This window comes from Mycobacterium marseillense (assembly GCF_010731675.1).
Taxonomy (GTDB): domain Bacteria; phylum Actinomycetota; class Actinomycetes; order Mycobacteriales; family Mycobacteriaceae; genus Mycobacterium; species Mycobacterium marseillense.
The window spans coordinates 4226869-4251532 of the sequence record NZ_AP022584.1 but is presented as its reverse complement, the minus strand read 5'-3'; the positions used below and the strand labels follow the sequence as shown (position 1 = coordinate 4251532).

Annotated in this window: 27 protein-coding genes; 10 read left to right on the top strand and 17 right to left on the bottom strand. The window is 69.3% G+C overall.

Features of this window, described 5'->3' with window-relative positions:
• Window positions 1–17 precede the first annotated feature (17 nt).
• Window positions 18–1019 carry an iron-containing redox enzyme family protein gene (locus tag G6N26_RS19665; RefSeq protein WP_083019095.1) on the top strand — a complete coding sequence of 334 codons (1002 nt, stop codon included), beginning with the start codon at window positions 18–20 and terminating at the stop codon, window positions 1017–1019.
• Here the strand turns inward: G6N26_RS19665 and G6N26_RS19660 are convergent.
• From G6N26_RS19660 to G6N26_RS19635, 6 genes are all read right to left on the bottom strand, one after another.
• A complete protein-coding gene (locus G6N26_RS19660) occupies window positions 967–1215 on the bottom strand; it encodes a CDGSH iron-sulfur domain-containing protein (RefSeq protein WP_072501144.1) in 249 nt (82 codons plus the stop codon). The genes G6N26_RS19665 and G6N26_RS19660 overlap by 53 nt on opposite strands.
• Window positions 1212–1901: a HemK2/MTQ2 family protein methyltransferase gene (locus G6N26_RS19655; protein ID WP_067170404.1), complete on the bottom strand. Its 690-nt coding sequence runs from the start codon at window positions 1899–1901 to the stop codon at window positions 1212–1214. The genes G6N26_RS19660 and G6N26_RS19655 overlap by 4 nt, the downstream gene beginning before the upstream one ends.
• Before the next feature lie 106 nt (window positions 1902–2007).
• Complete coding sequence (locus tag G6N26_RS19650; protein WP_067170407.1) at window positions 2008–2562, bottom strand: type 1 glutamine amidotransferase domain-containing protein; 555 nt, start codon at window positions 2560–2562, stop codon at window positions 2008–2010.
• 38 nt (window positions 2563–2600) lie between these two features.
• Window positions 2601–2972 carry a malate dehydrogenase gene (locus G6N26_RS19645; RefSeq protein WP_067170410.1) on the bottom strand — a complete coding sequence of 124 codons (372 nt, stop codon included), beginning with the start codon at window positions 2970–2972 and terminating at the stop codon, window positions 2601–2603.
• A gap of 17 nt (window positions 2973–2989) precedes the next feature.
• Entirely contained in the window at window positions 2990–3976 is a 987-nt protein-coding gene (locus tag G6N26_RS19640) for an LLM class F420-dependent oxidoreductase (RefSeq protein ID WP_067170414.1), read from the bottom strand.
• 56 nt (window positions 3977–4032) lie between these two features.
• A complete protein-coding gene (locus G6N26_RS19635) occupies window positions 4033–4497 on the bottom strand; it encodes a GatB/YqeY domain-containing protein (protein WP_067170418.1) in 465 nt (154 codons plus the stop codon).
• Here G6N26_RS19635 and G6N26_RS19630 point away from each other — a divergent pair.
• The 5 genes from G6N26_RS19630 to G6N26_RS19610 are packed head-to-tail and all read left to right on the top strand — an operon-like array spanning window position 4496 to window position 9901.
• Window positions 4496–5788: a hypothetical protein gene (locus G6N26_RS19630; RefSeq protein ID WP_179960236.1), complete on the top strand. Its 1293-nt coding sequence runs from the start codon at window positions 4496–4498 to the stop codon at window positions 5786–5788. The two genes, G6N26_RS19635 and G6N26_RS19630, sit on opposite strands and share 2 nt — an antisense overlap.
• A gap of 24 nt (window positions 5789–5812) precedes the next feature.
• Window positions 5813–6466 (top strand): DUF4129 domain-containing protein, encoded by a 654-nt coding sequence (locus tag G6N26_RS19625; RefSeq protein WP_083016532.1) that lies wholly within the window; start codon window positions 5813–5815, stop codon window positions 6464–6466.
• On the top strand, window positions 6466–7605 hold the full coding sequence (locus G6N26_RS19620) for a DUF4350 domain-containing protein (RefSeq protein ID WP_083016534.1): 1140 nt from the start codon (window positions 6466–6468) through the stop codon (window positions 7603–7605). The genes G6N26_RS19625 and G6N26_RS19620 overlap by 1 nt, the downstream gene beginning before the upstream one ends.
• Entirely contained in the window at window positions 7602–8579 is a 978-nt protein-coding gene (locus tag G6N26_RS19615) for an AAA family ATPase (RefSeq protein ID WP_083016536.1), read from the top strand. The genes G6N26_RS19620 and G6N26_RS19615 overlap by 4 nt, the downstream gene beginning before the upstream one ends.
• Window positions 8579–9901: a DUF58 domain-containing protein gene (locus G6N26_RS19610; protein WP_083016538.1), complete on the top strand. Its 1323-nt coding sequence runs from the start codon at window positions 8579–8581 to the stop codon at window positions 9899–9901. Before G6N26_RS19615 ends, G6N26_RS19610 begins: the two co-directional genes overlap by 1 nt.
• Window positions 9902–9912: 11 nt before the next feature.
• Here the strand turns inward: G6N26_RS19610 and G6N26_RS19605 are convergent, their stop codons facing one another.
• Window positions 9913–10905 carry a stage II sporulation protein M gene (locus tag G6N26_RS19605; protein WP_067166441.1) on the bottom strand — a complete coding sequence of 331 codons (993 nt, stop codon included), beginning with the start codon at window positions 10903–10905 and terminating at the stop codon, window positions 9913–9915.
• Between the two features lie 77 nt (window positions 10906–10982).
• On the opposite strand from G6N26_RS19605, the gene G6N26_RS19600 reads away from it, so the two are divergent.
• On the top strand, window positions 10983–11858 hold the full coding sequence (locus G6N26_RS19600) for an RDD family protein (RefSeq protein ID WP_083016540.1): 876 nt from the start codon (window positions 10983–10985) through the stop codon (window positions 11856–11858).
• A 9-nt stretch (window positions 11859–11867) separates the two neighbouring features.
• On the opposite strand, the gene G6N26_RS19595 is transcribed toward G6N26_RS19600, so the two are convergent.
• Window positions 11868–12251 carry a hypothetical protein gene (locus tag G6N26_RS19595; protein WP_067166448.1) on the bottom strand — a complete coding sequence of 128 codons (384 nt, stop codon included), beginning with the start codon at window positions 12249–12251 and terminating at the stop codon, window positions 11868–11870.
• Between the two features lie 200 nt (window positions 12252–12451).
• Here G6N26_RS19595 and G6N26_RS19590 point away from each other — a divergent pair, with 200 nt between their 5' ends.
• Window positions 12452–13168, top strand: coding sequence for a PadR family transcriptional regulator (locus tag G6N26_RS19590; protein ID WP_067166452.1), 717 nt, complete (start codon window positions 12452–12454; stop codon window positions 13166–13168).
• Between the two features lie 31 nt (window positions 13169–13199).
• Here the strand turns inward: G6N26_RS19590 and glpK are convergent, their stop codons facing one another.
• Complete coding sequence (gene glpK / locus G6N26_RS19585) at window positions 13200–14726, bottom strand: glycerol kinase GlpK (RefSeq protein ID WP_067166457.1); 1527 nt, start codon at window positions 14724–14726, stop codon at window positions 13200–13202.
• Window positions 14727–14861: 135 nt separating this feature from the next.
• Here glpK and G6N26_RS19580 point away from each other — a divergent pair, with 135 nt between their 5' ends.
• Both G6N26_RS19580 and G6N26_RS19575 read left to right on the top strand, forming a co-directional pair.
• Window positions 14862–16346: a glutamate--cysteine ligase gene (locus G6N26_RS19580; protein ID WP_083016543.1), complete on the top strand. Its 1485-nt coding sequence runs from the start codon at window positions 14862–14864 to the stop codon at window positions 16344–16346.
• 10 nt (window positions 16347–16356) lie between these two features.
• Window positions 16357–17037, top strand: a complete 681-nt coding sequence (locus G6N26_RS19575; RefSeq protein ID WP_083016547.1) for a class I SAM-dependent methyltransferase — start codon at window positions 16357–16359, stop codon at window positions 17035–17037.
• On the opposite strand, the gene egtE is transcribed toward G6N26_RS19575, so the two are convergent.
• From egtE to G6N26_RS19535, 8 genes are all read right to left on the bottom strand, one after another.
• Window positions 17034–18140 carry an ergothioneine biosynthesis PLP-dependent enzyme EgtE gene (gene egtE, locus G6N26_RS19570; protein ID WP_232067616.1) on the bottom strand — a complete coding sequence of 369 codons (1107 nt, stop codon included), beginning with the start codon at window positions 18138–18140 and terminating at the stop codon, window positions 17034–17036. The genes G6N26_RS19575 and egtE overlap by 4 nt on opposite strands.
• Window positions 18141–18187: 47 nt before the next feature.
• A complete protein-coding gene (gene egtD / locus G6N26_RS19565; protein WP_083016554.1) occupies window positions 18188–19153 on the bottom strand; it encodes an L-histidine N(alpha)-methyltransferase in 966 nt (321 codons plus the stop codon).
• On the bottom strand, window positions 19150–19863 hold the full coding sequence (gene egtC, locus G6N26_RS19560; protein WP_083016558.1) for an ergothioneine biosynthesis protein EgtC: 714 nt from the start codon (window positions 19861–19863) through the stop codon (window positions 19150–19152). The genes egtD and egtC overlap by 4 nt, the downstream gene beginning before the upstream one ends.
• Window positions 19863–21173, bottom strand: coding sequence for an ergothioneine biosynthesis protein EgtB (gene egtB / locus G6N26_RS19555; protein WP_083016561.1), 1311 nt, complete (start codon window positions 21171–21173; stop codon window positions 19863–19865). Before egtB ends, egtC begins: the two co-directional genes overlap by 1 nt.
• Window positions 21170–22480, bottom strand: coding sequence for an ergothioneine biosynthesis glutamate--cysteine ligase EgtA (gene egtA, locus G6N26_RS19550; protein WP_083016565.1), 1311 nt, complete (start codon window positions 22478–22480; stop codon window positions 21170–21172). Before egtA ends, egtB begins: the two co-directional genes overlap by 4 nt.
• A 178-nt stretch (window positions 22481–22658) precedes the next feature.
• Window positions 22659–23321: a sensor domain-containing protein gene (locus G6N26_RS19545; RefSeq protein WP_067166502.1), complete on the bottom strand. Its 663-nt coding sequence runs from the start codon at window positions 23319–23321 to the stop codon at window positions 22659–22661.
• A gap of 128 nt (window positions 23322–23449) precedes the next feature.
• Window positions 23450–23971, bottom strand: a complete 522-nt coding sequence (locus tag G6N26_RS19540) for a hypothetical protein (RefSeq protein WP_067166482.1) — start codon at window positions 23969–23971, stop codon at window positions 23450–23452.
• Between the two features lie 141 nt (window positions 23972–24112).
• Window positions 24113–24511, bottom strand: a complete 399-nt coding sequence (locus G6N26_RS19535) for a hypothetical protein (RefSeq protein ID WP_179960383.1) — start codon at window positions 24509–24511, stop codon at window positions 24113–24115.
• Window positions 24512–24664: the final 153 nt, after the last annotated feature.

Genomic DNA, 24664 nt, shown 5'->3' with positions numbered 1-24664 from the left:
TGACCCGCACATCGACCATGACTGAACCCGTCCTGCCGGCGGCGCACGGGCCCCTGTCGACAGCCGTTCGTTGCGCGCTGGCGGGCCCGCCGTCGGTCGACCAGTTCGCACGCATCGGCGCATCCGTACGCGATTCCGACCCCTATGGTCTGGATCTGCAGCTGGCGCTATCGGTGTGCTACGAGCTGCACTACCGCGGTTTCGCCGGCGTCGACCCCGCGTGGGAGTGGAATCCGGCGCTGCTGACGCTGCGCGCCGAACTGGAGCGCGTGTTCTTGGCGGGGGTGCGCCGCGACGTCGGGCCCATCGAGCCCGATCGGACGGCGGCGGCCGAAATGGAGGCGATTTCAGTCGAACCCGTCGACGGCACCGGCCCGTCGTATTACCTGCGTGACACCGGAACGTGGCAGCAGATGCGCGAATACTTCGTGCACCGCTCGCTGTATCACCTCAAAGAGGGCGATCCGCACGCCTGGGCCATCCCCCGCCTGATGGGCACCGCCAAGGCGGCCTTCGTGGCGGTGGAGTTCGACGAGTACGGCGCCGGGCAGGGCCCGCGCCTGCATCAGCAGCTGTTCGCCGATCTGCTGGCGGCGGCCGGGCTGGACGCGACGTATTGGGGTTACGTCGACGCGGTTTCCGCCGAATCGCTGGCGGTGGTCAATTTGATGTCGCTGTTCGGACTGCACCGCGCGTTGCGCGGCGCGGCGATCGGGCATTTCGCGTCGACCGAGATTACGTCGCCGCCGGGATCCCAGCGGATGGTGCGGGCCTTGGAGCGTTTGCAGGCACCGGCGGCCTGCGTCACGTTCTACAGCGAGCACGTGGAGGCCGACGCGGTTCACGAACACGTGGTGCGCGGCGACGTGGTCGGCGATCTTGTCGCCAGGGAGCCACAGCTCGAGCAGGACGTCATCTTCGGGATTCGCGCGCACGCCGCGGTCGAAAACCGCTTGGCGGAAACGATTATGGCGTCGTGGAAGCGGGATCAGACGTCGTTGCGGCAGCCGCTGCCGTAGCGGTCGTCTTGTTCAGGCGCTTGCATCTGCGGTGGCTGGTGTCGCACAAGGGGTACCTGCCGCTGCGTCGGCAGGTACAGATGGCCACCATGAAACGGTCGGACTCGACGACCTCGCCGCCGGGCATCTCGATGCGCACCGGGCCCGATACCAGCACCGGCCCGTTGGGAACCACCTGAACACGGGTGGGGCTCATCGCTTTTCGGCCCGGATCACGATCAGTTCCTCTTCCCGGCGTCCGCGCGGGATCAGGCCGACGTCTTCCAGCCACTGCGCCCGGGAGGTCATCACCGGGCCGAAGGGAATCCATTTCGACGCAATCACTTGCGCGTCCATACCGGCCCACTTGAGGGAATCCAGCGACTGCTGGACACCGGCGAGCGCCGAGTGCACCAGCAGCAGGGATCCGCCGTCGCGCAACAACTTCGGCGCCGACTCGCACAGGGGGTCGAGGATCAGCCGTCCGTCTCGGCCGGCATTCCAGGCCCACGACGGTCCGGCGGCCGGGCAAATTTCTTGCAGCTCGGCACCGGGCGGCGTCGGCACGTAGGGCGGGTTCGACACCACGACGTCGAACGGCGCACACTCGACTGCTGCTATCCACGACCCCTCGCGCACGTCGACATCGACGCCGGCAACCGCGGCGTTGCTCCGGGCGCAGCGAACCGCCTGCGGGCAGATGTCGAAGGCCGTCGCGTCGGTGCAGCCCATCGCCGCCGCCGCGATCGCGACGAAGCCGCTCCCGGTGCACAGGTCCAGAACTCGCCGTCCCGGAATCAGACCGGTGTCGTGCATCACGTCGACCAGCAGTCTGGAATCCTCCTGCGGCTGATAGACGTTCTGCGTGGGCAAGACGGCGGGCTCGGGATATGTGGTCGTCACTGTTGGCCTTTCGAGAACCCAATACGGATCGCCGCTGATCACGGCCTGGCGGGATAATGCCCGCAAACCAAGGCATTCAAACCGACCGGCCGAAAAGTGGCCATGGCTAACCGGCCGTCGCATGGGCAAACTGCTTGAGGATCGCCGCGCAGAAGGCCGGGAGGTCCGATGGCGACCGACTGGTGATCAAATTGCCGTCGACGACCACCTCTTCGTCGACGACGTGGGCGCCCGCGTTGCGCAGATCCGTGCGGATGCTTGCGTAGGACGTCAGCTTGCGGCCCACTGCCACACCGGCTTCCACCAGCGTCCAGGGTCCGTGACAGATGGCGGCCACCGGTTTCCCCGACCTGACGAAATCACGGACGAACGAGACGGCGTCGTCGTCCATGCGCAGCTTGTCCGGGTTCACGGTGCCACCCGGGAGCACGAGGCCGTCGAATTCGTCCACTGAGGCCTCCGACACTTTCCGATCGACGGCGAAGGTCCCGGCCGGCTCGAGATCATGGTTGCGCGCCTGGATTTCGCCGTCCTTGAGCGACAGCACTTCGATGTGCGCGCCGGCCTCTTGCAGCGCCGCGCGCGGTTGTTCGAGTTCAACCTTTTCCACACCGTCGGCCGCGAGAAACGCTATTTTCTTTCCTTGCAGTTCGTTTGACATCGCCGTTTTCCTTCCTGCGATCGACGATTCATCTCGGATCAAAGAGTCCGCAACGCCGTATAGAGGTCCAGGGCTCCGATCCCGGAAAGGACGGCCGCACAGATGATGCCCTGGCGCCGCCGCCCGGGGCCCCGGGCGGCAACACCCGCGACCAACAGGGCCATGTCCAGGACATCCCCGCCCACGCGCGTCCACACCAGCTTGTCGGGACCGCCCAGCAACGCCGCGCCGTGGCCGCATTCGCGCACTCCGAGCGCGCGGATCACCCGCCGCGTCCGGGCCGTGTCGTCCACACCCGCGATCGCCGCGACTTTCCCCGGTGCCACCAGTTCGCTGATGCCCAGGGCGAAGCTGACACCGCCGAGCGCCTTGACCAATGTGGCTGTGGTGCCGTCTGATCGGGCGCTCATCGTTGCCTTCCCGCCGATCAGTTCGCTGCCTCACGCAGCGCGGCGAGCAACGGCTCGGCGGCCTCTTTGAGGAACCGCTCCTGGGTGTCCCCGCCGATCTGGATGAGCGCGATGTCGGTGAACCCGGCTTCCCAGTAGGGCCGGACGCCCTCGACGATGGCGTCGAGGTCGGGGCCGCAGGGAATGGTGTCGGCGACGTCTTCGGGGCGGACGAACTGGGTCGCGCCCGCAAAGCCGGCCGGGGTCGGCAGGTCGGCGTTCACCTTCCAGCCGCCGGCAAACCAGCGGAACTGATCGTGCGCGCGTTTGACGGCCGTGTCGCGGTCGGGGTCCCAGCACACCGGTATCTGGCCGATCACCCGGCCGCCACCGGCCAGGTTGGCGGCCTGCCGGGCGCCGTGCCAGCCGTGGACGAGCTCGGCCTTCGGTTCGGTGGCGATCAGGTGGTCGGCCAGCTTGGCGAACTTGTCGATCGCCTTGGTGCCGCCGATGGCCACCCCGATGCCGACCGGGACGTCGGGCACGTCCCACAGCCGCGCGGAGTCGACCTGGAAGTAGTCGCCGGTGAAGTCCACCAGCTGCCCGCCGAACAGTTCCCGGATGATCTTGATGGCCTCACGCAGCATGTCCTGGCGACGGGTGACGGCCGGCCAGCCCTTGCCGACGACGTGCTCGTTGAGGTTTTCCCCACTGCCCAGGCCCAGGGTGAACCGGCCGTCGGACAGGATCTGCACGGTCGCGGCCTGCTGGGCGACGATGGCGGGGTGATACCGCATCGTCGGACACGTCACATAGGTGTAGAGGTCCACCCGTTCGGTGGCCTGCGCCACCGCCCCCAGAACCGTCCAGGCGTTGGGCGCGTGTCCCTGCGAGCTGAGCCACGGTGAGAAGTGATCACTGCAGACGTGAAAGTCGAAACCGCGCTGTTCGGCCGAAATGGCATACTGGACAAGCTCTTTGGGTCCACTCTGTTCGGTCATCAAAGTGTAGCCAAAATTGGTCATGCGCAGTTGGGTACCCGGCTGCCCCGAGGGCAAACGACACCGCCGAACCGGTGCGGCTAAAGGCGCTCTTTGACGGCGGCCGACAAGCGGGCACCGTCGGCCTTGCCGGCCGCGATCGCGGTGGCGGCCTTCATCACCATCCCCATCTGTTTCATGCTCGGGCGCTCGCCGATTTCCTCGGCCACCTGCGCGATCGCGGTGTCGGCGACGTCGGCCACCTCGGCCTCCGTGAGGGGCGTCGGCAGGTACTCGTCGATGATCCGGGCCTCGGCGTGCTCGTTGGCGGCGAGGTCTCCGCGCCCGTTCTGGGTGTAGATCTCCGCGGATTCGCCGCGTTTGCGCGATTCCTTGGCCAGCACCTTGATGACCTCGTCGTCGGTCAGCTCTTTGGCCTGCTTACCGGACACTTCCTCGGTTTGGATCGCGGCCAGCAGCATGCGCAGGGTGGCCGTCCGGAGCTTGTCCTGGGCCTTCATCGCCGCGGTCAGGTCCGTCCGGAGCCGGGATTTGAGTTCCGCCATGCCTGAGACGCTACGCGCGGTGAACGCGCTCAACATTGTGAAATGCCACGACCGCCGACAGGATGGAGCCCATGACGAACGACGCGCCCGGCTGCAGAGCGAGTTTGCAAGGCCTCGGGGTTCGGTGAGCGCGCCGCCGCCTGGTTATCCGGTTGGCCCGCCGCCGGCGTATGGCCCACCACCTCAATACGGCCCGCCCCCGCCTTACCCGACCTATGGTCCCCCGCCGGGCTACGCGCCCCCGCCGGGTTATCCACCCCCGCCGGGCTACGGGTCGCCGGGCTACGGGCCGCCGCCCCCCTTCGGGCCGCCGCCGGGCTACGGCACGGTCAAACCCGGCATCATCCCGCTGCGGCCGCTCACCCTCGGCGACATCTTCAACGGCGCGGTCGGCTACGTCCGCGCCAATCCGAAAGCGACGTTGGGCCTGACCGCGATCGTCGTGGTGGTCATGCAGATCATCACCAAGGTCGCCTTCTTCGGGCCGTTGGCCGCCCACGACCGGTTCACCACCGGCGAGTCCGACACCTTGACCGCGGGGGTCCTGGGCGCCTGGACAGCGTCGGTGGGTGCCGGCCTCCTCGTCGGCTGGCTGGGCGGCATGCTGTTGTCCGGAATGCTCACCGTCATCGTCGGGCGGGCGGTGTTCGGGTCGCCGATCACCATCGGCGAAACCTGGGCCAGGATTCGCGGGCGGCTGCCGGCCCTGCTCGGCCTGGCGCTGGTCGAGGCCGTCGTGGTGGCCGCCCTCGCCGGACTGGTCGCGGTGATCATCGGGGTGCTGGCGGCCATCGGCAGCGCGGCGGCGGCCGTGGTGTTCGGCATCCCGCTGGTGCTGGCCGTCGTCGCGGCGCTGGTGTACCTGTACACGGTGGTGCTGTTCGCCCCGGTGCTGATCGTGCTGGAGCGGCTCCCCGTGCTCGACGCGATCACGCGATCGTTCAAGCTGATCCGCAACGGCTTCTGGCGGGTGCTGGGCATCCGCACGCTCACTTTCCTGGTGGCCTCCATCGTCGCGAACGCCGTCGCGGTACCGTTCAGCATCGCCGGCCAGTTTTTCCAGATCACCTCGTCCGGCGCGGCTTTCTTGATCAGCACCGCGATTCTGTCCGTGGGGGCGGCGATCGGCGAGATCATCACCGCACCGTTCAACGCCGGAGTCATCGTGCTGCTCTACACCGACCGCCGGATGCGCGCCGAGGCGTTCGACCTGGTATTGCAGACCGGAGCCGCCCAGGGACCCTACGCGGCCGCTTCCACCGACCATCTCTGGCTCACGCGGCCGCAGTAACGGCCGAGCGAGGACTAGCTGAGCATGCCTTCCATCGACATCGACCGCGATGCCGCGCACCGCGCCGCGCAGGACGAACTCGACAAGCCGATCTATTCCAAGGGTTCGGCCGGCGACCAGTTCCTCGACTGGCTCAACGACCTGATCTACCGGATGCTGCACAAGGCGTCGACGGTGCCGGGCGGATGGTTCACGGCGACAGTGCTTCTGATCCTGCTGGCGATCGCGGTGGTGGTCGCCGTCCACGTCGCGCGGCGCACCATGCGCGCCCGCCGCGGCGGTGACCATCTGCTGTTCGAGGCCGCGCAGCTGACGGCCGCCCAGCATCGCGCGACGGCCGAGGGCTATGCGGCCCAGGGCGATTGGGCGGCGGCGATACGCCACCGGCTACGCGCCGTCGCCCGCCAGCTCGAGGAGACCGGTGTGCTGGCGGCCGCGCCCGGCCGCACCGCCAACGAGCTGGCTCGCGACGCCGGCGCCGCGCTGCCCCACCTTGCCGGCGAATTGTCGCAAGCAGCAACGGCTTTCAACGACGTCACCTACGGCGAGCAGCCCGGAACCCAGAACGCCTACCAGATGATCGCCGACCTCGACGACCACTTGCGGTCCCGCTGGCAGGGGGTCCCGGCGGGGGCCGGCAGCCCCGCCGTCCCCGACTCGTGGGCGCAGGTGCGGTGATGGCCACGATCACCGATGCCCACCAACAAACCGCGCCCCGGCGCCGGCGCTCCTGGCGCTGGGTGGTCGTCATCCTGCTGGTGCTCGCCGTCATCGCCGGGGTCGATGCCTACCTGACCGCGCCGCGCCCGGGCGCGCGGATGGATCCGGCGTCGACCGGCCCGGACGGCGCGCATGCACTGGTGGAGTTGCTCCGCAACGCCGGCGTCGACGTCGTCGTGGCCGACAACATCGCCGACGTCGAACGCGCGGCGCGCCCCGACGCGCTGATCCTGGTGGCCCAGAGCCAGTATCTGAGCGACGCGGTGGCCGACCGGCTGGGCAAGATCCATTCGGATCTGCTGCTGGTGGAACCGACGACGAGGGTCCGCGAGGCGCTGCTGCCGGGCATTGATGTGTCCGGCGCCAGCGGTTTCGACAGCGAGCCGAATTGCACTCTGCGCGAAGCGGTTCGGTCCGGTTCGGTCCGGTTCGGCCCGACGAACACCTATAAGGCCAAGGACGGTCGGGCGATGGCCCGCTGCTACGAAGGCGCGCTGATCCGCTTCCGGGACGGCGGGCGGGTCGTCACCGCGGTCGGCAGCACAGACTTCATGACCAACGGCAGCCTGTTGCAAGCGGGCAACGCCGCGCTGGCGATGAACCTGGCCGGGGACCGGCCGCGGCTCGTGTGGTACACACCCCATCACGTCGAGGGTGAATCCTCGGCCAAGGCATCACTTTTCGACCTGATTCCACCCAACGTGAGCTGGATCGTGTGGCAACTGGCGCTGGTGGTGCTGCTGGTCGCCGCGTGGAAGGGTCGCCGGCCCGGCCCGTTGGTGGCCGAGGAGTTGCCGGTGGTGGTGCGCGCGTCGGAGACCGTCGAGGGGCGCGGCCGACTGTATCGGTCCCGGCGGGCACGCGATCGCGCCGCCGCGGCGCTGCGCGCGGCCGCGGTGGCGCGGCTGCTGCCGCGACTCGGCCTGGGCGCGGGCGCCGCACCGGCGGCGGTGGTGTCCACCGTGGCCCAGCGCACCGGTTCCGATCCCGGGTTCGTCTCCTACCATCTGTTCGGTCCGCCCCCGACGACCGACCATGACCTGTTACAACTTGCCCGTGCGCTCGACGACATCGAAAGGCAGGTCGCACGCCCGTGACACAACCGTCAACCGCCGAGTCCCCCACCGCCGAATCGGCACGCGAGGCGCTGCTGGCGTTGCGCGCCGAACTCGCCAAGGCCGTCGTCGGGCAGGAGGGCGTGGTTAGCGGACTGGTGATCGCGCTGCTGTGCCGCGGGCATGTGCTGCTGGAAGGCGTTCCGGGAGTGGCGAAGACACTGCTGGTCCGGGCCCTGTCCGCGGCGTTGCAACTGGAGTTCAAGCGGGTGCAGTTCACCCCCGACCTGATGCCCGGCGACGTGACGGGTTCCCTGGTGTACGACGCGCGCACCGCCGCGTTCGTGTTCCGGCCCGGTCCGGTGTTCACCAACCTGCTGCTCGCCGACGAGATCAACCGCACCCCACCCAAGACCCAGGCCGCGCTGCTCGAGGCGATGGAGGAGCGTCAGGTCAGCGTCGAGGGCGAATCCCAGCCGCTGCCGGACCCCTTCATCGTCGCCGCGACACAGAACCCGGTCGAGTACGAGGGCACCTACCAGCTGCCTGAGGCCCAACTGGATCGCTTTCTCCTCAAACTGAATGTGACGCTGCCCCCGCGCGACGCCGAGATCGCCATCCTGCACCGGCATGCGCACGGCTTCGACCCCCGCGACCTGTCGGCGATCAAGCCGGTGGCCGGGCCCTCCGACCTGGCCGCCGGCCGCGACGCCGTACGGCACGTGCTGGTCGCCGACGAGGTGCTCGGCTACATCGTCGATATCGTCGGGGCCACCCGGTCTTCCCCCGCGCTGCAGCTGGGCGCGTCCCCCCGCGGGGCGACGGCTTTGTTGGCCACGGCGCGCTCCTGGTCCTGGCTGTCGGGCCGCAACTACGTCACCCCCGACGACGTGAAGGCCATGGCCCGCCCGACGCTGCGGCACCGGGTGATGCTGCGACCCGAAGCCGAACTCGAGGGCGCCACGCCCGACGGCGTGCTCGACGGGATTCTGGCGTCGGTTCCGGTGCCACGCTAGTGGTCCTGACCGGACGCACCGGGCTGGTCGCGCTGATCTGCGTCCTGCCCATCGCCGTCTCACCTTGGCCGGCAACGGCTTTCGTGGCCTTGCTGGTGGCACTGGCCGTCGCCGTCGCCGTCGACGTCGGATTGGCGGCCCGCACCACCAGCCTGCGCTACGTCCGCTCTCCGGATCGCTCCGCCCGACTGGGGCAGCAGGTGGATTGTGAGCTGTCGATCCACAACGACGGCCGGCGCCGGTTCCGCGGCCAGATCCGTGACGCGTGGCCGCCCAGCGCGCGAGCGCACCCGCGCACCCACCCGGTGGACATCCCCGCCGGGCACGATCAGCACGTCGCGACCCGACTCGAACCGGTGCGCCGCGGCGACCAGCGCGCCACGGTGATCACCGCGCGATCGATCGGGCCCCTGGGCCTGGCGGGACGGCAAGGTTCGCAATCGGTGCCCGGCCAGCTACGGGTGCTGCCACCATTTCTGTCGCGCAAGCATCTGCCGTCGCGCCTCGCCAGGCTGCGCGAGATCGACGGCCTGCTGCCCACCCTGGTGCGCGGGCAGGGAACCGAATTCGATTCGCTGCGAGAGTATGTCGTCGGCGACGACGTGCGCTCGATCGATTGGCGCGCCACCGCGCGCCGCGCCGACGTGGTGGTGCGCACCTGGCGCCCCGAACGCGACCGGCGCGTGGTGATCGTGCTCGACACCGGCCGCACCGCGGCGGGCCGGGTGGGCGTCGACCCGACCGCCTCCGATCCCGCGGGCTGGCCGCGGCTGGACTGGTCGATGGATGCCGCCCTGCTGCTGGCCGCGCTCGCGTCGCGGGCGGGCGACAATGTCGACTTCCTGGCCCACGACCGGGTGAGCCGGGCCGGCGTCTTCGGCGCCTCGCGCACCGAACTGCTCGCCCAGCTCGTCGACGCGATGGCGCCCCTGCAGCCCACGCTCGTCGAATCCGATTGGCGGGCAATGGCTTCCGCGATCGCGCTGCGGGCGCGCCGGCGCTCGCTGGTGGTGCTGCTGACCGACCTCAATCCAACCGCCCTCGACGAGGGGCTGCTACCCGTGCTGCCGCAGCTGTCGGCCAAGCACCACCTGCTGCTGGCCGCGGTCTCCGACCCCCGGGTCGACCAGATGGCCGCCGGCCGCTCGGACGCCGCGGCGGTGTACGACGCCGCCGCCGCCGAACGATCCCGCAACGATCGCGGCACCATGGCCACGCGGCTGCGCCGCTCCGGGGTGGAAGTCGTCGACGCTCCGCCCGCCGAACTGGCGCCCGCCCTCGCCGACCACTACCTGGCGATGAAAGCAACCGGGCGCCTGTAGCTTTGGCGCGCTCAGCCGGTGGGGATCACATCCGGCGCGTCTTCGATGTCGCCGCTTTCCCCGGCTTTGACCCCCCGGCGGCCGAAGTAGACGATGTAGGACAAGAACGCCGCCTCGGCGATGATGCCGATGCCGGCCCGTACGACGGTCGGTAGCGGCGCCGGTGTCACCAGCGCTTCGATCAACCCGGAGACACCGAGCACGGCCACCAGGCCCACGGCCACCGAGACGATGGCACGGCCCTGTTCGGCCAGCACCTGCCCCCGGGGCCGGTCGCCGGGCGAGATCACCGACCATCCCAGCCGCATTCCCGCCGCCCCCGAGAGGAAGACCGCTGACAGCTCCAACAACCCATGCGGGGCAAGCAATCCCAGCAGCACGCCGCCCTTGCCGGCCGGGAACATCAGGCCCGCGATCACGCCCAGATTGGCGGCATTTTCAAACAGCACAAAGGGAATGGGCAGCCCCAGCACCACGGACAGCGCGATGCATTGCGCGGAAACCCAGGAGTTGTTCACCCAGATCTGCAGCGCGAACGCGGCGGCGGGATGCTCGCTGTAGTACGACTCCACGTCGTGGTTGACCAATTGCTCGATGTCACTGGGCGTTCCGAGCGCTGACTGCACCTCGGGACTGCCGGCGACCCACAGCGCGATGACCACAACCACCGCTAAGAACGCCGCACCGGTGGCCAGCCACCACCGCCAGGTCCGGTACGCGACAACGGGGAACGACACCGTCCAGAACCGGGTGAATGTGCTGCTCAGCGGCGCGTGGGCGCCGGTCACCGCGGAACGGGCCCGCGCGACCAGGCTGGAGAGCCGGCCGACCAGCATCGAATCCGACGACGCCGAACGCAGTATCGACAGTTGCGTGGACGCCCGCTGATAGAGCTCGACAAGTTCGTCGATTTCCGCGCCGGACAGCGACCGCCGCTTCCCGATCAATCGATCGAGGCGGTCCCATGTGCCGCGATGGGCCAGCACGAATGCGTCGACGTCCACCCTGGGCAGCCTAATCGCCCCGCGGGCACAACCAAGTACGGCCGGCCACACCCGCCCGGCCTGTACCGTTCGAAGTTATGTCGGAGGTGGTGACCGGGGACGCCGTGGTGCTGGACGTGCAGATCGCCCAGCTGCCGGTGCGGACGGTGAGCGCACTGATCGATATTGCCGTCATGGTGATCGGCTACCTGCTCGGGCTGATGCTGTGGGCGGCCACCCTGACTCAGTTCGACACCGCGCTGAGCAACGCCATCCTGCTGATATTTACGGTGCTGGTAATTGTCGGCTACCCGTTGATCCTCGAGACCGCCACACGGGGACGCTCGGTGGGCAAGATCGCCCTGGGCCTGCGCGTGGTGTCCGACGACGGCGGCCCAGAACGCTTCCGCCAGGCCCTGTTTCGCGCCCTGGCCTCCCTGGTGGAGATCTGGATGCTCTTCGGGAGCCCCGCCGTCATCTGCAGCATCCTGTCGCCCAAGGCCAAACGGATCGGCGACATCTTCGCCGGCACGGTGGTGGTCAACGAGCGCGGACCCCGGCTGGGGCCGCCGCCGGTGATGCCTCCGGCGCTGGCCTGGTGGGCGGCGTCGCTGCAGTTGTCGGGGCTCTCCGTCGGCCAAGCCGAAGTCGCACGCCAATTCCTTTCCCGGGCACCGCAGCTCGACCGCCAGCTACGCACGCAGATGGCTTACCGCATCGCCGGTGACGTCGTGGCTCGCATTGCGCCGCCACCGCCACCCGGGGCACCGCCGGAACTGGTGCTGGCCGCCGTTCTCGCCGAGCGGCATCGCCGCGAACTGGCGCGGCTGCGCCCGACCGCGCCCGCGCCGGGCTGGCCGGGCGTCCCGCCGGGGGCGGCGCCGCAATACCCGGCGCCATGGCCGGAGCCAGGACCGCCGGCCCCGGGGCCGGGCTACGGAAGTTCACCGGGCGGATTCGCACCGCCTCATTGACGGCCGCCGCTAACCGGCGACGCTCGCCGCCATGAGGGCGACGTCGGCGATCAGCAGTGCCCACCCGAGCAGCGGGACCGCGATGCCGCCGCGGTGTTTGGCGGTGAAGACCGAGATGACGATGACGACGACCGCGACCGCGGGCGCGCCGTAGAACGCGACACCGAAGTCGATGCCGCCGTGGCCGAGGTTGGGGCAACTGCGGTCGCTGCAACCGGCGGTGCTCATCACGCCACCGAGGGCAAAAAGCATCACGATCGCGGCGGCGGGCACCGTCGACAGCGCCAATCCCCAGTTCACCCAGGGCCACGGGTTCCGGCGCGGGGCACCATCCCCCAACGACGCCGCCCCGGCGGCCCCGCGATCGACCGTCACGTCGTTGTCAGCGTCCATCCAACAGTTCCTACCCGCCGCCTGCCCTGTGCAAACCGGCCCACGGGATCGGGCCGGGCAGTCGGGCCGCGGATTTCCGCAGCTCAGCGCTAGGAAGCGGTATTTCTGGACATATCCCGTTGCATCACGTTAGTTTCCGATATATCGTGATATTCCGTAGCGCACGTCCGGTGCGCAGCCCATGAACGTAAGGACAGAAAATGAGCAACCCATTCACCCCTCCCGAGGGTCCATTCGGCGGCCGGCCCGGTTTCGGATTCGGCTTTGGCGCAGGCCCGGTCGACCGCCGCGCCCTGCACGAGGCACGGCGCCAGGCGCGGCGGGACTTCCGCGAGCACCTGCGCGATCACGCCGGCGGCCACCCCGGCGGCTACGACGGCCCACTTGGCTTCGGCCCCGGTTTCGGCCCGGGCTTTGGCCCCGGCTTCGGCTTCGGTCCCGGCGGCCGGCGCGGCGGTTGGCGCCGTGGCGGTCCGGGCCGCGGCAAGCGCGGTGACGTGCGAGCCGCCATCCTGACCCTGCTGGCCGAGCGGCCGATGCACGGCTACGAGATGATCCAGCAGATCGCCGAACGCAGCAACGGGCTGTGGAAGCCGAGCCCTGGCTCGGTGTACCCGACCCTGCAGCTGCTCGACGACGAAGGCCTGATCACCGCGAGCGAAACCGCGGGCAGCAAGAAGCTCTTCGAACTGACCGAACAGGGCCGCGGCGCGGCCGAGAAGATCGAGACCCCGCCGTGGGACGAGATCACCGAAGGCGCGGACCCCGGTCACCTGAACCTGAGGGCGGCCATCGGCCAGCTGTTCGGCGCGGTCGGGCAGTCCGCCCACACCGCTTCGGCCGAGCAGCAGCAGCGCATCGTCGACATTCTCAACAACGCGCGACGCGAGATCTACGGCATTCTCGGCGAGGACTGACTCCGGTCAGCGGACCCTGGATCGGGTCACCTCAGGTGATGGAGACCCAATCCAGGGTCCGCTGCACGGCCTTGCGCCAGCCCGCATACCCCTCGGCGCGCTGCTCGTCGTTCCAGGCCGGCGACCAACGCCTGCCTTCCTGCCAGTTGGCACGCAGATCCGCAGGATCGGACCAGAACCCCACGGCCAGCCCGGCCGCGTACGCGGCGCCCAGCGCGGTCGTCTCGGCGACGACCGGACGCACCACGTCCACGCCCAGCACGTCCGCCTGGATCTGCATGCACAGGTCGTTGCCGGTGATCCCGCCGTCGACCTTCAAAACCTCAAGGCGCACACCGGAATCGGCCGCCATCGCGTCCACCACGTCGCGACTCTGGTAGCAGATCGCCTCCAGGGTGGCCCGCGCCAGATGCGCGTTGGTGTTGAACCGGGACAGCCCCACGATCGCGCCCCTGGCGTCGGATCGCCAGTAGGGCGCAAACAGACCGGAAAACGCCGGAACGAAGTAGACCCCGCCGTTGTCGTCGACCTGGCGGGCCAGCGCCTCGCTTTGCGCAGCGCCGCTGATGATGCCCAGCTGATCGCGCAGCCACTGCACGGCCGCTCCCGTTACCGCGATCGAACCCTCAAGTGCGTAAACGGGTTTGGCGTCCCCGAACTGATAGCAGACGGTGGTCAGCAGCCCGTTGTCGGACCGCACTATCGTCTCGCCGGTGTTGAGTAGCAGGAAATTGCCGGTGCCGTAGGTGTTCTTCGCTTCCCCCTCGGCCAGACACACCTGTCCCACCATCGCCGCGTGCTGGTCGCCGAGCACGCCGGTGATCGGAATCTCTCCCCCGGCGGGCCCGGTCTCGGTCGTCACCCCGTAGGGCTGCCGCGACGACGACGGCCCGATCCGCGGCAGCATCGCGCGGGGGATGGCGAACAACGACAACAACTCGTCGTCCCAGTCCAGGGTCTCCAGGTCCATCAGCATGGTCCGGCTGGCGTTGGTCACGTCGGTGACGTGCACGCCGCCCCTCGGGCCCCCGGTCAGATTCCACAACACCCAGGTGTCGGCCGTGCCGAACAACGCGTCGCCCCGCTCGGCGGCCTCGCGCACCCCGTCGACGTTCTCCAAGATCCATTGCAGCTTCGCGCCGGAGAAGTAGGTCGCCGGGGGAAGTCCGGCCTTGCGGCGGATCACCTCCCCCCGGCCGTCGCCATCCAGTGCCGACGCGATCCGGTCGGTGCGGGTGTCCTGCCAGACGATCGCGTTGTAATAGGGCCGTCCGGTCTTACGGTTCCAGACCAGCGTCGTCTCGCGCTGGTTCGTGATGCCCAGCGCGACAATGTTTTTCGACGTCAGGTTGGCGCGGTTGAGCACCGAGGTCAGCACCGAGGAGGTGCGTTCCCAGATCTCGACCGGATCGTGCTCGACCCAGCCCGCTTGAGGCAGGATCTGTTCGTGCTCGAGTTGGTGGCGGGCCACCTCGGCACCCTCGTGATCGAAGATCATGCAGCGCGTGCTGGTCGTTCCCTGGTCGATCGCGGCCACGAATTCGGCGAACTCGGCCAACTGCTCTCCTCCACCCGTGAGCTCTGACACTTTTGCGGCAAAAGTCCATCATGGTCTACCCGCCCGGCGTGCGCGGCCGGAACCACGACGCCGGAGAGCTTGCGTTACGCGCGGGAACCCTGTTGCATCTGCGGTGTGGGCGAAGAGGTCAAGCGCACCACGTACGACAGCGCACACCGCCGCGAATACCGGCGCAAGGTTCAGCTGTGTCTGAACGTGTTCGAGACGATGCTCGCCCAGTCGTGCTTCGATTCGGAGCAGCCGCTCACCGGCATGGAAATCGAGTGCAACCTGGTCGACGCCGACTACCAGCCGGCCATGTCCAATCGCCACGTCCTGGACGCCATCGGCGATCCCGCATACCAGACCGAATTGGGCGCCTACAACATCGAATTCAACGTCCCGCCGCACGCGCTGCCGGGACACACCGGGCTGGATCTGGAGGCTGAGGTGCGGACCAGCCTGAACGAGGCCGAGATCAAGGCCGGCGCCGCCGGCGGTGCGCACATCGTCATGATCGGCATCCTGCCCACGCTGATGCCCGAACACCTGGATCACGACTGGATGAGCGAGTCGACGCGGTATGCCGCCCTCAACGACTCGATCTTCACCGCCCGCGGCGAAGACCTCCCCATCGACATCGACGGCCCCGAACCGCTGAACTGGCACGCCGCGACAATTGCGCCCGAATCCGCTTGCACCAGCATGCAATTGCACCTGCAATTGGCCCCAGAGACGTTCGCCGCCAACTGGAACGCCGCGCAGATCGTGGCCGGCCCGCAGCTGGCGCTGGGCGCCAACTCGCCGTACTTCTTCTCCCACCACCTCTGGGCGGAAACCCGCATCGAGCTGTTCACCCAGTCCACCGACACCAGACCCGAGGAGCTGAAAACCCAAGGCGTGCGCCCGCGGGTCTGGTTCGGCGAACAGTGGATCACCTCGGTCCTCGACCTGTACCAAGAGAACATCCGCTACTTTGGATCCCTGCTGCCCGAGGTGTCCGAGGAGGACCCGGTCGCCGAGCTGGCCGCGGGGCGCACCCCCCAGCTGTCCGAGTTGCGGCTGCACAACGGCACCGTGTACCGCTGGAACCGTCCGGTGTACGACGTGGTCGACGGGCGCCCGCATCTGCGTCTGGAGAACCGGGTGTTGCCGGCCGGCCCGACAGTCGTTGACATGCTGGCGAATTCGTCCTTCTTCTACGGCATGCTGCGCAGCTTGTCCGAGGCGGACAGGCCGTTGTGGGCGGGCATGGATTTCGCGGTGGCGGAGGCCAATTTTCTGGCGGCGGCGCGCCACGGCATCGACGCCCGGCTGCACTGGCCCGATCGGCGCTCGGGATTGAAGGAGGTGGCGGCCCGCGAGCTGGTGCTCGACACTTTGCTGCCACTGGCCGACGACGGATTGCGGCGCTGGGGCGTCGACGCCGAGGTGCGCGACCGGTTCCTGGGGGTCATCGAGGGCCGCGCCCGGGCGGGCCGCAACGGCGCCACCTGGCAGGTTTCCACCGTGCAGGTCCTGCAGGACGGCGGCATGAGCCGGCCCGCCGCGCTGGCCGAAATGCTGCGCCGCTACTGCGAGTACATGCACGCCAACGAGCCAGTGCACACCTGGGAGTAGGTTGGCAACCATGTCGTCTGATCAAGTGATGGACTGGGACAGCGCCTACCGCGAGCAGGCCCACTTCGAGGGTCCGCCGCCGTGGAATATCGGTGAGCCGCAACCCGAACTGGCGGCGCTGGCCGCGGCCGGCAAGTTCCGCAGCGACGTGCTGGACGCGGGCTGCGGAGTCGCCGAGCTGTCCCTGAGTCTGGCCGCGCAGGGCTACACCGTGGTCGGTGTCGACCTCACACCGACCGCCGTCGCGGCGGCCACCGAGACTGCGCGCGAGCGCGGCTTGACCACGGCCACCTTCGTGCAGGCCGACATCACGTCGCTGCAGGGTTACGACGGACGGTTCGCCACCGTCGTCGACAGCACGCTGTTTCACTCGCTGCCCGTCGAGGGGCGCGACGCCTACCTGCGCGCGGTCCACCGCGCCGCGGCACCGGGCGCCAGCTACTTCGTGCTGGTGTTCGCCAAGGGCGCCTTCCCCGCCGAGATGGAAACCAAGCCCAACGAGGTCGACGAAGACGAACTGCGCGCCGCGGTCAGCAAGTACTGGGAGGTCGACGAAATTCGCCCCTCCTTCATCCTGTCGAACGTCGTCAACATCCCCAACGCGCCTTTCGAATTCCCGCCGCACGATCGCGACGAGAAGGGCCGGATCAAGATGCCGGCCTACCTGCTGACGGCGCACAAGGCCGGCTAGCCGATCGCGGTGGCCGCCGTCGCTGCGATGAGCGCCTCGGCGAAGGTCTCCAGGTCCTCGGCCGTGGTATCCAGGTGCGGCGAGATCCGCAGGAGCGGCCCCGCCAGCTCCAGCGGCGCCCGCTGCACGCCGGCGAAGGTGGTCAGGATCCGTCGTTCGGCGAGCAACCAGTCGCGCACCAACTCCGGCTCGGCGCCGTCGGTCGGCGCCAAAGTCGTGATGGCGCTGGGTTCTTCCACCTCCTCGACCACCGCCCACCCGGCCACGTCGGCAAGCACCGTGCGGCTCAGGCCGCCGAGCTCGGCCAAACGCGCACAGACGGCCGCCGGCCCGTAGGCCAGGTTCTCCCCCAGCGCGAGCGAAAACCCCACGCGCGCGGCCACATTGGCTTCACCGAATTCCAGCTGCTGGGCCACCGTGACCTCCGATGCCCACTGCGGCGCCGCCAGCCTTGGGCGCAGGCTCTCCATCAGCTCCCGGCGCACCCCGAGCATCCCGACACCGCGCGGCCCGGCGATCCACTTGCGCGACGACGAATAGGTCACGTCGGCGTCAACCGCGCAATCCACCTGCCCCAGCGCCTGCGCCGCGTCGACGACCAGCGGCAGCTCGAGCTCGCGACAGAGCTGGGCGACCATCGAAACCGGTTGCACCACACCGCTATGGCTAGCCACTGTGGTCAAATGCACCAGGTCCGGCCGGTCGGCGTCGAGGGCCAGCGCCGCGTCGTCGAGCGCGACGCGACCGTCGTCCAGGGCCGGCAGCAGCCGGCGGTCGAACCCGTGGGCGGCCATCACGGCCAGGTTGGGCCCGTATTCGCCGGGCAGGCACGCCAGGCGTTTTCGGCCCGCCGCTCCTGCCGGCCAGGCGCCCAACAGCAGATCCAGGGCATTGAGCGAGCCGGTGGTGAACACCACCTCGGCGTCGGTCATCCCGGTCAGCGCGGCGAACGCGACACGTCCGGCGTCGAGTACCGGCGCGGCCGCCTCGGCCGCGACATACCCGCCGACTTCGGACTCGTTGCGGGCGTGCTGCGCGGTGGCCTCGATCACCGCGAGGCTCTGCCGCGAACAGGCGGCGTTGTCCAGGTGCAGGCCGGCCATGGGCGGGCGGGCCGCCCGCCATCGGTCGGCCAGCGAGTCGCCGACCGTCACTTCACGGCCAACGACAACCCGAAGTCACCGGCGCCGTCGGTCCACCATCGCGTGCGACGCAATCCGACGGCGGCCAGTTCGGCACTCACCGTTTCGGGGCGGAACTTGCACGACACCTCGGTGAGCATCTCCTCGCCAGCCTCGAAGTCCACGGTCAGTTCGAGCGCACCGACACGCACCCGCTGGCGATGTTCGGCCCGCAACCACATCTCGATGCGTTCCTCGGACGGGTTCCACCGCGCCACGTGCCGGAAGGCATCGACATCGAAATCGGCGTCCAGTTCCCGGTTTACGACCGTCAGCACGTTGCGGTTGAACGCCGCCGTCACCCCGGCGGAATCGTCGTAGGCCCGCACCAGTCGCTCGATATCCTTGACCAAGTCGGTGCCCAGCAGCAGGCTGTCGCCGGGCCGCATCTGGTCCGACAGCGCGGTGAGGAAGTCCGAGCGCGGTCCGGGCGTGAGGTTGCCGATCGTCGACCCCAAGAACACGAACAGCCGCCGCCCGCCCCGCGGGATCTCGGTCAGGTGTTCTTCGAAATCGCCACAGACGGCCTTGATTTCGACGCCTTCGTACTCCTGCTGAATGGCCGCCGCGGCCGTCGACAGGATGCTGGCGTCGACGTCGAACGGGACGAACCGGCGCAGCGACCCGCTGGCGCGCAGGGCGTCGAGCAGCAGCCTCGTCTTCTCCGATGTTCCGCTGCCCAGTTCCACCAGGGTGTCAGCCTCGCTGGCCGAAGCGATTTCGGCCGCCCGCGCGCGCAGGATCTCGGCCTCGGCGCGGGTAGGGTAGTACTCCGGCAACCGGGTGATCTGGTCGAACAGGTCGCTGCCCACGGCGTCGTAGAACCACTTGGGCGGCAACGACTTCGGCGTCTGCTGCAGGCCGTCGAACACGTCACGGCGTAACGCATGGTAAGCCGAGTCGGCGGCGAGGTGGTTCGACAGCGACAGCGTCATCGAGAGCCTTTCGGATGATCCAGCGGAGTCATCGTGACACCGTTTTCGGTGACTTCGACGAGGTGGTGGTCCGGCACGTCCTCCCAGTCGGAGTCGTTGTCATAGGGTTCGCTGGCCAGGACCACGCCGTCCGGGCGGCGCAGGATGGACAGCGTGTCCCCCCAGGCCGTCGCCAGCATGCGAGAACCGTTGGCGGCCAGTATGTTCAGCCGAGCCTGGGGGTCGGCCGCAGCGATCTCGGCGATGGTGTCGCCGAGCGCGTCGAGGCCGCGCTCGAAGATGACGGCCGCCAGCATCGCGCTGTCGCAGACCGATTCGGCCTGCGACGTCGCCGGCAGCACGGCCCGGTCAACAATTCCGTTGTGCGACAACAACCACTGCCCGTCGGTGAACGGCGCCGTCGCGCTGGTTTCGATCGGCATGCCGACCGTCGCCGAGCGCACCGCGGCCACCACGCAGCGGCTGCGCAGCGCCGGCGCGACGGACTCGAACGACACGTCGCCCCACAGCGGCAGCTGGCTACGCCAGCGCCGGGGCGGGGCGCCATCCGAAGCGGCATCGAAAAACCCGACGCCCCAACCGTCCGCGTTCAACAGGCAATGCTTTTGGCGGCGTGGCGCGTAGGCCTGCACCCGCAGCCCGAACGGGGGATCGAGCAGCAGCGAGGAGACCGTGACGTCGGCCCCGAGCCACCCCAGATGCCGGCACATCAGGCGATCTCGCCGTGGTCGGAAACGTCCCAGGCCAACCGGACACCCGAGAAGATCTGGCGCCGGTACGGGTGATCCCAGTTGCGGAAACTCGGCCGCAGGATGCCCGGCTCCACCGCCCACGATCCGCCGCGCAGCACCCGATAATCGCCGTCGAAGAACGGCTGCGAATAGCGCTCGTAGAGCATCGGGACGAACCCGGGCCAGGGCCGCAGCGGACTGCTCGTCCACTCCCACACATCGCCGAGCATCTGCTCGGCTCCGTACGCCGAGGCGCCGGCGGGATAGGCCCCGACGGGAGCCGGACGCAGCGCGGCGCCGCCGAGGTTGGCCAGCGCGTCGCTCGGCTCCTGGGCGCCCCACGGGTACCGGCGCCGCGCGCCCGTCGACGGGTCCCACGCGCACGCCTTCTCCCATTCCATCTCGGTGGGCAGTCGCGCGCCGGCCCAGGCCGCGTACGCCTCGGCCTCGAAATAGCTGACGTGCTGGACGGGTTCGTCGGCGGGGATGTCTTCGACGTGGCCGAACCGGATGCGGGTGGCGCCGTCGGGATTCCAGGACTGTGGCGCCCTCAGGCCGGCGGCGTGGCGATGCTGCCAGCCGCGCTCCGACCACCACCGCGGCTGGTCGTAGCCCCCATCGTCGACGAAGTGCCGCCATTCGCCGTTGGTCACGGGCACCCGGCCGATCCGGAACGCCGGGAGGTCGACGACATGGCCCGGGCGCTCGTTGTCCAGCGAGAAGGGCTCCCTGGCGGGGTCCACACCCAGCACAAACTCGCCGCCGGGCACCAGCACCGAGCTGCCGGCCAGGCCCGGGCGGGCGGGCGGCAGCACCGAGGTGTCGCGCAGCAGCGGCGCGCCGCTGCGCAGATTCAGTGCCTGCAACATGGTTTCGTCGTGCTGGTTTTCGTGGCTGACCACCATCGCGTACGCGAAGGCGGCCTCGTCGCCCGCGGGGTTGTCGGGCAGCGCGTCCAGGGCGTCGAGCACGGCGGACCGCACCGTCCGGCAGTACGCGTGCGCCTGGTCCGGCGGCAGCAGCGGCAGGTCGACCCGACTGGCGCGCGAGTGCACGAAGGCGTCGTAGAGCCCCTCGACGTCCGGCGACAGCATCGAGGGCCGGGCGGGATCACCGCCCCGCAACAGCCACAGCTCTTCTTGCTGGCCGATGTGCGCCAGATCCCACACCAGCGGGCTCATCAGCGGGTCGTATTGGCGGCACAGTTCGGCATCGTCGAAGTCGACCAGCCGCAATGTCCGCGTCCGCGTCCGCGCCAACTGGTCGGCAAGGGCCTCGCGTGACGTCACAGTCCCCCTTGCGCCGATCGAGCCAGCCGCGAAACCTCGGCGGTGACGCCGTGTTTGATCACCTGGTCGGCGAAGTCGTCGCCGGGACACCGGCCCTGTTCGACGAGGCGGATCAGCCGCTGCATCGCGTCGCCGAGTTCGGCGGGCGCCCTCTCGGCGGCGATGGTCACGCACGCATTGGCGGCCGCGTAGAGCCGCGGGTCCCGCAACCCTGCCCGGGCCGCGACGTCCCAGGCAGTGGCCACCGATTCGACGGCCGCGGCCGCGGCGTCGGCGGCGACCGGGTCATCGAGCAGGGCGACCAGGGTGAACACCACCGCGGGCCACAACGCGTCCGGGACGCTGTCCAGATAGCGGATCTCGAGCCACTGGCGGGGGCGGACCGGGGGGAACAAGGTGGTCAGGTGGTACTCCAGGTCGGCGACGCTGGGGCGGCGATCGCCGAGCAACGCCCGGCCGTCGACCCAGTCGGCAAAGGGCACCCAATGCGTGACCGCCTCCGCGTCGGGGGTGTGCACCAGCATCACCGGCGCCTTGAGGGCGTAGCGCGCCCAGTCGATGCCCGGGTCGTCGCCGCTGGTACCCAGGATGGGGCCGCAGCGCGCCGAATCCATCTGTCCCCACACCCGCTGCCGGCTGGAGGCCCACCCGGTGAAGTCGCCGGCCAGCATCGGCGAGTTGGCTGTGATCGCAATCATGGTGGGCCCCAAGGCATGCGCCAGGCGAACCCGCGCCGCCCAGCCCTCGCGCGGCCCGGCGTCGATGTTGACCTGAATCGACGCGGTGGACGTCATCATCGCCGCGCCCGCCTCCCCGGAGCGGCTGGTGGCGAAGAACTGTTCCATGGCGCGGTACCGGGGGCCGGGGTTGATGCGCTGGGGCGATCGCAGCGGGTCGGCGCCGAGGAAGACCAGGCCCAGGCCGGCCTCGGCAAACGCCGGCTGCAGCACGGCCTGGTCGCGTTGCATCGCGTCGATCGCGGGGAGGACGCCGTCGGCCGGGGGTCCGGAAAGTTCGACCGCGCCCCCGGGTTCCACGGTGACCCTGCTGCCGCCCGGCAGGGGCGGCAGCGCGTCGAGCACCGCGGCGATTTCGCCCCAGCCGGGCCTGCGGTGCGGGGCGGCCGGGTCGTGGCAGTGGGCCTCGAGTTCCAGGCCCACCCGCCCTAGCGGGGCGTCCACCAGGCAACCCTCGGCGATGTATTGCGCGACGGCCGCGGAATCGGTCAGTTCGGCGACTTTCAGCTCCGGGGCAGGGTCGGCGCCGGTCGACCGCGGATCCGCCGCAGTGATCGGGGCGAACGTCATATCACGATCCCTTCGGGCCCGGCGAAGGCTGAACACACCTGCGGACCACTTCCCTGCGCAGCTAATCGAACGATATCCGGCACTACTTCGTCTAGTGCTTCATCTATCAGACGCCCCCGACATATTCCCTTCCCGCGCTAAGTGGCCAGACGGCAAGGACGGATACCCAATCGCTCGACTATTGACCCAGCGCGTTCTGCATCGCCCCAGCTAGCACGTTCACGGCGGGTCCGGCGTTGCCGGATTGGCACACTTTCGCCTGCAGCAACACGTTTTCGCGCAGCCTGGTTTGATCGAAGCAACGCCGGTCGGTGCCCGCCTCCTGTTTGGTCCAGTTCTCGTCGGCGGGCCCGGCCGGGCCCCCGTCGAAGGACCACACCTGGGTGCTGCCGTTGTCCAGGTGGATCGCGGTCGTCTGTCCCGAACAGCCGGCCGTTCGATCCACCACCCGATGGAATGCCCGAGCCGCGGCGTCGGTGGTGGCGAACACCCCGACCGCCTGCTTGACCAGATGCGTTTGATCGCTCGCCGACGTCTGGGTGACGGCCCCGTTGAACGACGCCAGATCGGGATCGTCGTAGACCTCGGACAGCCCGACGTCCGCCCAGTTGTTGCACTCCGGCAGATCCACCCAGAGGCCTTGTCCCGGCTGGGTGAACACCGATTCCCAGCCCATCGGTCCGCCGACGATGTTGCCGACCGACCCCTTGCCGAGGACGGCGTAGTTCACCACGCCCGGCTCCGACGGGTGCGCGGCGGCGACCGCAGGCGCGATCGTGCCCGCCAAGGCGAAGCCGACGGCGAGGACGGCCCGGTGAACCTGCGTAGCCCGCATGGTCATGCAGCGATCATGCCAGGCGCCCGGACGTTCGGTCAGCCCCCGCGGCGGCGGCACTTCGAACGGGCGCGCAGCCGTGGTCAATGCTATTGTGCGCCAACGGTTTACGCCAGCGTGCGGCCCGGTGCGAGTTAAGGGCGCGGCGCGGGCGTGCCCGGAGCCGGACTGACCACCGTCGGCTGACCGGGGCCGCTGATGCCGGGACCGGAGACCGGGCCGCCGGGACCACCCGGGCCGCCAGGGGGCATCGGAACGATCAAACCGGGACCGCCGGGCCCCGGTCCCCACGGCCCGTTGTCGGGTCCGGGACCACCGGGGCCGCCGTACCACGGGCCGGGACCGCCGGGCCCGTTCTGCCAGGGCCCGTTACCCGGCCCAGGGTTGCCGTACTGCCACGGCCCGTTGCCCGGTCCGGGGCCGCCCGGGTGGAACATGCCGTGGTGATGGTGGTGGCAGTGGTAGTGGTGCTTCCAAATGAAGGCGCCGACGAAGAACACCGACGAGATGATGAACACGATGCCCGCGACGATCACCACCCAAGCCGCCGCCGTGTAGAGCCGCGGCGGCTTCACCCGCTGCGGGGGTGGCGGCGGAGGCGCAGTGGCTGCGGCGGCAGGGGTCGGCTCGGCTTGGGGTTCGGGTGTCTCGCTCATGCCATGCCATATTGCCCCGCACGCGAGGTCCGTAACAGGCCCCAGCGACAAAATTGCTGTGAATCGAGACGCGGCGGTTACCGCGCATGACAGGTGGCCCGGCGCTCGATGAGAGCGCCGGGCCACTCGTGGGTTGGGGTTCTAGTTGGTCAGCACGATGACGCTCGGGACCTCGTGCGAGGCCGCCGAGTGGAACACCGACGCCGGGAGCTGTCCCGGGGCCATGCCACTGGGCCGCACGGACGACGGCGCGGGCGAGGTGGTGGCACCCGGCCCGTTCGGTCCACCTGGGGCGACGCCACCGGGGCCACCGGGGCCACCGGGGCCGCGGTGGTGCAGCATCGCGTGGTGGTGGTGGTGCTTGTGGTGGTGGCCGTGATGGCCGCCGCGGTGGCCGAGGATGAAGCCGGTGAAGAAGATGACCGCGACGATGAACACGATCCCGGCGACGATGGCGACCCACGCGGCGAGTTGGAAGACCCGCGGGGCCCGGTAGGCCGCTGCAGCTGCGGCCGGTGCAGTTGCGGTGGAGGTCCGCACAGTGGGGGTTTCAGATGTTTCGCTCATGAGACAAATGATGAAGCCGTTAACAGTAGTGGCGGCTATGCGCTACTTATGTAGCAGCTGTGAACCATCGCCGCCGCTCAGCGGGCCACGGGGATTTTCACAAATGCCGCTATAAATAACCGCCCA